This is a genomic window from Micromonospora sp. NPDC004336 (assembly GCF_053602615.1).
In genome coordinates, this window is the sequence record NZ_JBSGDY010000203.1 from 1 (window position 1) to 9,483 (window position 9,483).

A 9,483-nucleotide genomic window follows, 5' to 3' on the forward strand; every position below is an offset into this window, starting at 1 on the left:
CTTCCGGCATCGCCAACCTCCACAACATCATCCTCGCTGGCTGACCGCCGGCCGATGCCGGACAACGCCTTCACTGAGTTACGAGACGTCCCTTAGCGGCAGGGCGGCTACTCGATGGCAAGCAGCTTGAGGATCGCCGGTACGGGCACGAGGTACCGCCGGCCGACGCGCAGAAGGCGTACCGGGAATTCGTTGGTTTTGGCCAGCTCGTAGGCCTTGGTGCGCCCGATTCCCAGGATCGCTCCAGCGGTCTCCACGTCGGTGGTGACGCCGAGCTCCCGCACCGCCTCGATCGTCCAGACCTGGTCCAGCGCCTGGCTCGGCTTGCGTCCGCCAGTTGTGGTCGTTGACATCGTCCGCCGCCCTCCCCTGAGGTCGTGAGCACGCCGATACCGGCGTCAGTCCTCACGATGCGATCACCCGGTTACTCGGCGCGTTGCCGAGTGAGAGCAACCTCCACGGGTAACGGCAACGGCCACAGCCGCTGGCTACCGTGCCGATGCCCGAGCTGACGGTCTGGACATCGGGCTCCCTCACCGGAAACCTCCGCAGCCAGAAGTACTGCAGTCGGGCGTGACCCAGCGTCTTCGGTCTAGCTATTCCGCGGCGACCAGGTCGCTGCGTCGCCGAGTACTGCCTCCATGAGCTCCGCGGCCTTGCGCTCGCTCTCCGGCAGCACGTGGGTGTAGACCTCACGCGTCGTCCGGCTGTCAGCGTGACCAAGCCGCCGCTGCATCACGTGCTCGGGAACACCGGCGTCAGCACCAGTGGTAGCGGAGGTGTGCCGCGCGTCGTGCAACGCGATCACGGGCACCCCAGCATCCGCGCACGCCTTCGCCCACTGGTCGGTGAAGTACTTCGGGTAGTACGGCTCCCCGTCCTCGCGGCAGAACAGGTAGCCACCGTCGTGGTACAGGACGCCAGCGTCGGCCTTCTCCACCGCCTGGCGCTCCCGGTGGGCACGCAGCTCCGCAACAAGAGCCGGCCCGAGCGCTACCGCCCGCTTGCTCTTGCCCTTGGGCGCCTTCTCCACCACCCCGTTGCTGGTCGTGGTGCGTTGCCAGTGCAGCAGCAGCACTCCTCGGTCGAGATCGACGCGCGGCCACTTCAGGCCGGCCAGCTCCCCTCGCCTGGCACCGACGACGATCGCCAGCACCCATGCGGCACGCAGTCGGTGGTCGGCGTGGTACTTGAGGAACTTCGCCGACTGCGCCGGCGTCCACACGCCCTTGCGCCCCATCGTCTCCCGCTCGACCTGCCGGGGCTGCCGCACGCCCTCGACGTTGACCCCGAGGTCGCCCAGCGCCTTCATCAGGATCCGGTGCACGATGCGGACGGTGGTCGGCGACAGCGGCCCACCATTCTTGCCGCCGCACTTCAGCAGCTTCTTGTAGAGGTCATGAAGGACACGCTTGTCGAGAGCGTAGAGCTGCCGACCGCCGATGTGCGGAACCACGTAGCAGCGGATGACGTCCCGGTAGTTGCTGAGGGTCGTCTCCTGGACGTCCAGCTCGCGCTCGTTGAGCCAGCTCTCCAGCTCCGCGGCGACGCTGCCGTCCGCGCCGAGGTCCGCTCCGCCGTACGCGGCGCGTGCCTGTTCCTCCGCCTTCAGGGCAGCGGACTGGTTGGGGAACCCCTGCCGCTTGTGCTGGCGGCGGCGCCCGTTGGTGTCGGGCGGGAGGTCGATGATGAAGAACCAGCGGGCCTGGCCGTTGGCGAGGCGGTAGCTGTAGACAGCCACGGGGCTGCACCTCCGCAGTAACGGGATCGGGGGATGCAGCCCACGTTAAGCGATCTCCGTTACCGCCAGCGTTACCGCAAGATCACATATGATCTTGTATATCCGCTGGTGAATACCAGTCGGGACGGCCGGATTCGAACCGACGACCCCTTGACCCCCAGTCAAGTGCGCTACCAAGCTGCGCCACGTCCCGATGCCCCCGCCGGGTTCTCCCCGCGGCAGCCGGTACAGCTTAGCGCAGGATCATCCCGTTCCCCGCATCGGCCCCTCCCGTACCGCCGGCGCGCCGACCCCCTCACCACCCGTACAGCGTCCTAGGAGGATAGGTGGGATGAGCGGACGAAAAATGCCGGGTGGGAGGTGTGCTCCCACCCGGCATCGTCGGGCCGGGGTCAGCCGTGGGCCTTGCCTCGGCCGCCGGGGCCGAGCTTCTTGCGGGGGCGTACCGAAATCTCGATCGGGCTGCCCTCGAAGCCGAACTCCTCACGCAGCTTGCGCTCGACGAAGCGCTGGTAGCCCGCGTCCAGCGGACCGGTGGTGAAGAGCACGAAGCGCGGCGGGGCCACGCCCGCCTGGGTGGCGAAGAGGATCTTCGGCGCCCGGCCGCCGCGCACCGGGTGCGGGGTGGCCTGCACGAGCGCGGTCAGCCACGAGTTGAGCTGCGCCGTCGGCACCCGGGTCTCCCAGCTCGCCAGGGCCTTGCGCAGCGCCGGCGCGAGCTTGTCGACCGCCCGGCCGGTGCGCGCCGACAGGTTGAGCCGGATCGCCCACGGGATGCGGCGCAGCTCGCGCTCGATCTCCTTGTCCAGGTAGTACCGGCGGTCGGCGTCGACCAGGTCCCACTTGTTGAAGGCGATCACCAGGGCCCGGCCGGCCTCGGTGACCATGGACAGGATCCGCTGGTCCTGCTCGCTGATGACCTCGCTGGAGTCCAGCAGGACCACGGCCACCTCGGCGGCCTCGATCGCCGAGGCGGTGCGCAGGCTGGCGTAGTACTCGGTGCCGCTGGCCTTGCCGACCCGCTTGCGCAGGCCCGCCGTGTCGACGAGCTGCCAGGTCTCCCCGCCGATCTCGACCAGGCTGTCGACCGGGTCCACGGTGGTGCCCGCCACCGAGTCGACGACCGCCCGCTCCTCCCCCGAGAAGCGGTTGAGCAGGCTGGACTTGCCGACGTTGGGCCGACCGACGAGCGCCACCCGACGCGGCCCGCGCGGGCGGTTCTCGACGATCTTCGGCGCCTCCGGCAGCGCGTCCATGATGGCGTCGAGCAGCTCGCCCGAGCCCCGGCCGTGCAGCGCCGACACCGGGTACGGCTCGCCGAGGCCGAGCGACCACAGCGAGGTCGCCTCCATCTCGATGGAGGTGTTGTCGGTCTTGTTCGCGACCAGGATCACGGGCTTGGCGCTGCGGCGCAGCATCCGCACCGCCGCCTCGTCCACATCGGTCGAGCCGACCATCGCGTCGACCACGAACAGCACCACGTCGGCGGTGGCGACCGCCGTCTCGGCCTGCGCCGCGATCGCCGCGGCCCGGTCCTTGGCGTCGGGCTCCCAGCCGCCGGTGTCCACCACGGTGAACTGGCGGCCGGCCCACTGCGCGTCGTAGGGGACGCGGTCCCGGGTGACGCCGGGGATGTCCTCGACGACCGCCTGCCGGCGGCCGATGAGGCGGTTGACCAGGGTCGACTTGCCCACGTTGGGGCGGCCGACCACGGCCACGACCGGCTGCGGGCCGGTCGGTTCCTCGGTGTCGACGTCCGGTTCCCGCAGCTCCACCCAGCCCTCGGCCTCGGTCATGCCACGCCCCGCTCGGTCAGCAGGGCGCGCAGCCGCTCGACGACCTCGTCGATGCCCAGCTCGGTCGTGTCCAGCACCACGGCGTCGGCGGCCTGGGTCAGCGGGTCGGCCTTGCGGGTCGAGTCGAGCCGGTCCCGCCGGGCCAGGTCGGCCGCGGTGGCCGCCACGTCGGTGGCGTCCTCGGCGCTGCGCCGGGCGGCGCGGGCCGCCTCGGAGGCGGTGAGGTAGACCTTCAGGTCGGCGTCCGGCGCCACCACGGAACCGATGTCGCGGCCCTCGACCACGATCCGGCCGGCGCTTGCGATCATCTCCCGCTGCCGGGTGACCAGCAGCGCGCGCACCGCCGGCACGGCGGCCACGGCGGACACCGCCCCGGTCACCTCCGGGCCGCGGATCTCGGCGTCGACGTTCACGCCGTCGGCGGTCACGCCGTACCCCTTCGGGTCGGTGCCGATGCGCAGGTCCACCTCGCCGGCGACCTTGGCCACCGACTCGGCGTCGGTCAGGTCGACGCCGGAGCGCAGCACCGCCCAGGTGATGGCCCGGTACATGGCGCCGGTGTCGAGGTAGCGGGCACCGAGGCCGACGGCGAGCCGCCGGGAGACGGTGGACTTACCCGAACCGGACGGCCCGTCCACAGCGACCACGCAGCGCCCGGCCCGTACGTTTTCCTCCACCGTTGTCCTCCTCAGCCCGTACCTCACGAAACGCCCATCGCGTCCCGCGAGCGGTTGTCCAAACGTTCTCAATGATGCCCGGCGTCGCGCGAGGTCGCGGCCGGCCGCCGGGCCGTCACGGAGCCTACCGGCAGCCGTACCCCCGAACCGGGCGGTCAGTCACCCACGGCCTTGAACAGGGCGGCGACCTCCGCGTTGGTCAGCCGCCGCGTCCGCCCGGCGCGCAGGTCGCCCAGCCGGATCGGCCCGATGGCGGTACGCACCAGCCGGCTCACCGGGTGGCCCACCTCGCCGAGCAGCCGGCGGACGATGTGCTTGCGCCCCTCGTGCAGGCTCAGCTCGACCTGGGCGCTTCGTCCCAGCGTGTCCACCACCCGGAAGGAGTCGACCTTCGCCGGGCCGTCCTCCAGCTCCACGCCGGCCGTCAGCCGCTTGCCGAGGTTACGCGGGATCGGCCCGGAGACCTCGCAGAGGTACGTCTTCTGCACCCCGTAGGACGGGTGCATGAGCTTGTGCGCGAGGGTGCCGTCGTTGGTGAGCAGCAGCAGGCCCTCACTGTCGGCGTCGAGCCGCCCCACGTGGTAGACCCGCTGCTCCACCCGGTTGCCGAGGAAGTCGGCGAGCGCGGTGCGCCCCTTCTCGTCGGCCATCGTGGAGACGACCCCACGGGGCTTGTTCATGGCCAGGTAGACCAGGCGGGTGTCGGCGACGAGGCGCTCGCCGTCGACGTGGATGACGGCGGTGGCCGGGTCGACCTTGTCGCCGAGCTGGGCGACCCGCCCGTTCACGGTGACCCGGCGGCGGAAGATCAGGTCCTCGCAGGCGCGCCGGGAACCGACGCCGGCGGCGGCCAGCACCTTCTGGAGGCGCTCGGCCCCCTCGAAGACGGGCGCGTCGGGGCTGGGGGTGCGGTCATCGCGTGGCATCGGCAAGCTCTTCTACGTCGTCGGGAAGGAACGGGGCCAGCGGCGGGAGGTCGTCGACGCTGTTCAGCCCGAGCTTCTCCAGGAACATCGTGGTGGTCCGGTAGAGGTACGCCCCGCTGTCCGGTTCGGTGCCGCACTCCTCCACCAGCCCGCGAGAGACCAGGGTACGGATCACCCCGTCGCAGTTGACACCCCGGATGGCGGAGATCCGCGACCGGGTCACGGGCTGCTTGTAGGCGATCACGGCCAGTGTCTCCAGCGCGGCCTGGGTCAGCCGTACGGACTGCCCGTCAAGCACGAACCGTTCCACGTAGGTCGCGTATTCCGGCCGGGTGTAGAGACGCCAGCCACCCGCCGCCCGGCGCAGCTCGAAACCGTGCCCGGCGGCGGTGTAGCCCGCGGCGATCTCGTCGAGCATCGGGCCGATCCGCTCGGCGGGCTGCTCCAGCACCTGCGCGAGGGTCAGCTCGCTGACCGGCTCGTCCACCACGAGCAGGATCGCCTCCAGCGCGCCGCGCAGCTCCGCGTCGTCCAGCTCCGGCGTGGGCTCGGGGACCGGCGTCGTCCGCCGCCGCGTCCTCGGCGCCTTCTCCGGTACGCCGCCACCCACGCCCTCCCCCGCCACCACGGGCTCGGCCACCACGCCCCCGGCCACCGCGGACTCGGTCGCCGCGGACTCGGTCGCCGCGCCCCCGGCCGGAGCGGACTCAGTCGCCGCGGACTCGGCCACCGCAGACTCGGTCGCCGCGCCCTCGGCCACCGTGTCTCCGGCAGTCACGGACTCGGCCACCCCGTCCCCGGCCACCCCCGGCCCGGCCACCCCTGATGCCTCGGAGATCTTGGAAACTTCGGGCCCCTCCAGGGGCCATAACTCACCAAGATCTCCAACGCCACCATCGTCAGTGTCGGCGGTGCCGGTGCCAGCGGCGGTGCCCGTGTCGGCGGCGGAGGTAGCGGTGCCGGTGCCGGTGTGTGCGTCGGTGACGGCGGCAGCGGTGCTGGCGTCGGCGTCGGCGTCTAAGACAGCGGTGCCGGCGTCGGCGGCGTCGGCTGTGCCGGGGGCTGCCTCGGCGGCGGTGTCGGGTCCGGTGTCCGGGGTGGTGGCGGGGGGCGTGGGACGTTGCCAGGGGGGCACCCAGGCGGCCGCCTGGTCGGCCAGGGAGTCCCGACGCTCGTCGCTGCTCATCCCGCTGTTCCTTCCTCGTCCCCGTCCGGTCGCCCCGCCGCCCCCGGCAGATCGGCCGGGGCACCGCCGGCCAGAGCACCGCCAGCCGAAGCAGCGCCGGCCGGAGCACCGCCGGCCGGAGCATCGGCGGGCGCCCCGGTAGAGGCGGGGCTCGCCCCCGGCTCGGCGGGGGTGCCGGCGTACTCGTCGATGTGCAGGTCCGGGCCGCCGTCGGCGGGGCCGGTCCAGCGTACGGTCAACTCCTCCAACGCCTGTTCCTGGACGAAGGCGACCAGCCCCTCCCGGTAGAGCTCCAGCAGGGCCAGGAACCGGGCCACCACCTCCAGGGTGACGTCGCAGTCGGCGCAGAGCAGCGAGAAGGTGGCGGTGCCGGCCCGGCGCAGCCGCTCGGTGAGGATCGCCGCGTGCTCCCGGACGCTGACCCGCACCATGTGCACGTGGGCGATGGAGACCTCGGGCGTCGGCTTCGGGGTCATCGCCTTGACGGCGAGCCTGAGCAGCCGCTCCGGGCCGATGCCGAGCACCAGGTCGGGCAGCGCCTCGGCGTACCGGGGCTCCAGGGTGACGGCGCGGGGATAGCGCCGGCCGCCGACCTCCTCCAGCGCGGCGATGTGCGCCGCCGCCTCCTTGTACGCCTTGTACTGCAGCAGCCGGGCGAAGAGCAGGTCCCGCGCCTCCAGCAGGGCGAGGTCCTCCTCGTCCTCGACCTCGGCGGCGGGCAGCAGCCGGGCCGCCTTCAGGTCGAGCAGGGTGGCGGCGATGAGCAGGAACTCGCTGGTCTCGTCGAGGTCCCACTGGTCGCCCATCGCCCGGATGTAGGCGATGAACTCGTCGGTGACCCGGTGCAGGGCGACCTCGGTGACGTCGAGCTTGTGCTTGCTGATGAGCTGGAGCAGCAGGTCGAACGGCCCGGTGAAGTTCGCCAGCCGCACGGTGAAACCGCCGCCGGCCTCCGCCGCCTCGGACCCACCCGCCGGCTCGGCCGCCACGTCGGAGGCACCGGCCGGACCGGCCGCCGCCCCGGTCCCGTCTGCGGATCCGGCCGCGACCTCGAACGCGCCCGCCGGACCAGCCACGGCCTCGGACCCACCCACCGGACCGGCCACGACCTTCGACGCGCTCGCCGGAACGGGTGCGCCCGCCGGGTCGGTCGGCGCCTCGGCGGCGGACCCGGTGGACCGCACGGGCGGCTGCTCCGGCGTCGCGGGCGGATCGAGGGGTGGCGCGGTCACCGGAAGACCGTAGTCCACGCCCCGGCCGGCTCGGCGCGAAGGTGCATCCCGGCCTACCGCTCCGCCTGGGCGGCGATCACCTCGCGGGCCAACTGGCGGTAGTTGCGGGCGCCGGACGAGGCCGGGTCGAGCGTGGTGATCGGCGCGCCGGCGACGGTCGACTCGGGGAACTTGACGGTCTTGGTGATGACCGTCTGGTAGACCTTGTCGCCGAACGCCTCCACCACCCGCTGGAGCACCTGCCGGCAGTGGGTGGTGCGGCTGTCGTACATGGTGGCGAGGATGCCCTCGAGCTCCAGGTCGAAGTTGAGCCGCTCGCGCACCTTGTCGATGGTGTCCAGCAGCAGCGCGACACCGCGCAGGCTGAAGAACTCGCACTCCAACGGGATGAGCACGCCGTGCGCGACGGTCAGCGCGTTGATCGCCAGCAGGCCCAGCGAGGGCTGGCAGTCGATCAGGATGTAGTCGTACTCCTTGCGGATGGACCGCAGCACCCGGGCGAGGGCCATCTCGCGGGCGACCTCGTTGACCAGCTGGATCTCGGCCGCCGAGAGGTCGATGTTGGCCGGCAGCAGGTGCAGCCCCGCCACGTCGGTCTTGATCAGGACGTCCTCGGCGGTCACGTCGTCCTGCATGAGCAGGTTGTAGACCGACAGGTCCAGGTTGTGCGGGTTGACGCCCAGCCCGACCGAGAGCGCGCCCTGCGGGTCGAAGTCGACGAGCAGCACCTTGCGGCCGTATTCGGCCAGCGCTGCACCCAGGTTGATGGTCGTGGTGGTCTTGCCCACGCCACCTTTCTGGTTGGCCATCGCGATGATCCGGGCCGGTCCGTGCCGATCGGTCGGCATCGGCTCGGGGATCGGCTTACGCATCGTGTAGGCCGCCGGATCCGCCGGACCCAGATCCGCTCCGAGCGTGGCCTGCTGCTCGCGGAGCTCCGACGTCCAGGTCTCGGCACGGTCACCGTTGCCAGCCATGTCCTCGTTGCCCCCTCCCGACGACCACCCGGCGTCGGAGCCGTCCGACGTCCTTCGCGGCGCCGCTGCGCACCCCGGTCCGCCTGCCCCAGGAGGTCCGCGCCGATGCCGACTGTACGCCACCGCTCCGCGGGCCGGTCGCACCCGCTCGGCGTGTCGCCGCCCCGCCGACCAGGCCACCCCCACCGGACCGGCCAGCGCGGACGGGCCGGACGGCTGGACTCCGTCAGCCGCGCGCCCGGGGATGGGCCGTGGCGTACACCTCGCGCAGCCGCTCGACGGTGACCAGCGTGTAGACCTGGGTGGTGGTCACCGAGGCGTGGCCGAGCAACTCCTGCACCACCCGCACGTCCGCGCCGCCGTCGAGCAGGTGCGTGGCGTAGGAGTGGCGCAGGGTGTGCGGGGAGACCGCCTGCGGCCCGTCGACGGGCAGGCCGGCCCGCTGGGCGGCGCGGCGCAGGATGGTCCAGGCCCCCTGCCGCGACAGCGCGCCGCCACGGGCGTTGAGGAACACCGCCGGGGTGCCCCGGCCGGTCGCGGCCAGCCCGGGCCGGGCCCGCACCAGCCAGGCGCGCAGCGCCTCGACCGCGTACCCGCCGATCGGCACCAGCCGGGTCCGGCCGCCCTTGCCGCGCAGCAGCACGGTGCCCTCGTCGACGTCGAGGTCGTCGACGGCCGCGCCGACCGCCTCGGAGATCCGCGCCCCGGTGCCGTACAGGAACTCCAGCAGCGCCCGGTCACGCAGCGCAAGCGGCGCGTCCGCACCGGTGGCGGTCGCGGCGCCGGCGGTCTCCAGCAGCCGGACCACGTCGTCGACCGGCAGCGCGCGGGGCAGCCGGCGCGGCGGGGTGGGCGGCACGAAGTACGACATGGCCGGCGGCAGCCACGGGTACGTGGACGGCATCTGGGCATCCACGCTGAACTACCGGCCGAGCAACCGGACCTTCT

8 protein-coding genes, 1 tRNA gene and 1 pseudogene are annotated in these 9,483 nt (G+C 72.4%); all 10 read right to left on the reverse strand.

Features of this window, described 5'->3' with window-relative positions:
* Positions 1-107: 107 nt before the first annotated feature.
* A complete protein-coding gene (locus ACWENR_RS27180; protein WP_452279793.1) occupies positions 108-353 on the reverse strand; it encodes a DNA-binding protein in 246 nt (81 codons plus the stop codon).
* Positions 354-592: 239 nt separating this feature from the next.
* Entirely contained in the window at positions 593-1,741 is a 1,149-nt protein-coding gene (locus ACWENR_RS27185; RefSeq protein WP_452279794.1) for a tyrosine-type recombinase/integrase, read from the reverse strand.
* A gap of 119 nt (positions 1,742-1,860) precedes the next feature.
* A tRNA-Pro gene (locus ACWENR_RS27190) sits at positions 1,861-1,934 on the reverse strand.
* Positions 1,935-2,133: 199 nt separating this feature from the next.
* Positions 2,134-3,537 (reverse strand): ribosome biogenesis GTPase Der, encoded by a 1,404-nt coding sequence (gene der, locus ACWENR_RS27195; protein ID WP_452279795.1) that lies wholly within the window; start codon positions 3,535-3,537, stop codon positions 2,134-2,136.
* Complete coding sequence (gene cmk, locus ACWENR_RS27200; protein ID WP_452279796.1) at positions 3,534-4,214, reverse strand: (d)CMP kinase; 681 nt, start codon at positions 4,212-4,214, stop codon at positions 3,534-3,536. The genes der and cmk overlap by 4 nt, the downstream gene beginning before the upstream one ends.
* Positions 4,215-4,369: 155 nt before the next feature.
* Positions 4,370-5,140, reverse strand: a complete 771-nt coding sequence (locus ACWENR_RS27205) for a pseudouridine synthase (RefSeq protein ID WP_452279797.1) — start codon at positions 5,138-5,140, stop codon at positions 4,370-4,372.
* The gene (gene scpB, locus ACWENR_RS27210) at positions 5,127-6,326 is read right to left on the reverse strand and encodes an SMC-Scp complex subunit ScpB (protein WP_452279798.1); all 1,200 of its coding nucleotides are present in this window, start codon (positions 6,324-6,326) and stop codon (positions 5,127-5,129) included. The genes ACWENR_RS27205 and scpB overlap by 14 nt, the downstream gene beginning before the upstream one ends.
* On the reverse strand, positions 6,323-7,558 hold the full coding sequence (locus ACWENR_RS27215) for a segregation/condensation protein A (RefSeq protein WP_452279799.1): 1,236 nt from the start codon (positions 7,556-7,558) through the stop codon (positions 6,323-6,325). The genes scpB and ACWENR_RS27215 overlap by 4 nt, the downstream gene beginning before the upstream one ends.
* 53 nt (positions 7,559-7,611) lie before the next feature.
* Positions 7,612-8,535: a ParA family protein gene (locus ACWENR_RS27220; protein WP_036375269.1), complete on the reverse strand. Its 924-nt coding sequence runs from the start codon at positions 8,533-8,535 to the stop codon at positions 7,612-7,614.
* Positions 8,536-8,761: 226 nt separating this feature from the next.
* Positions 8,762-9,391: pseudogene (locus ACWENR_RS27225) on the reverse strand (tyrosine-type recombinase/integrase); the annotation flags it as partial.
* Positions 9,392-9,483 lie beyond the last annotated feature (92 nt).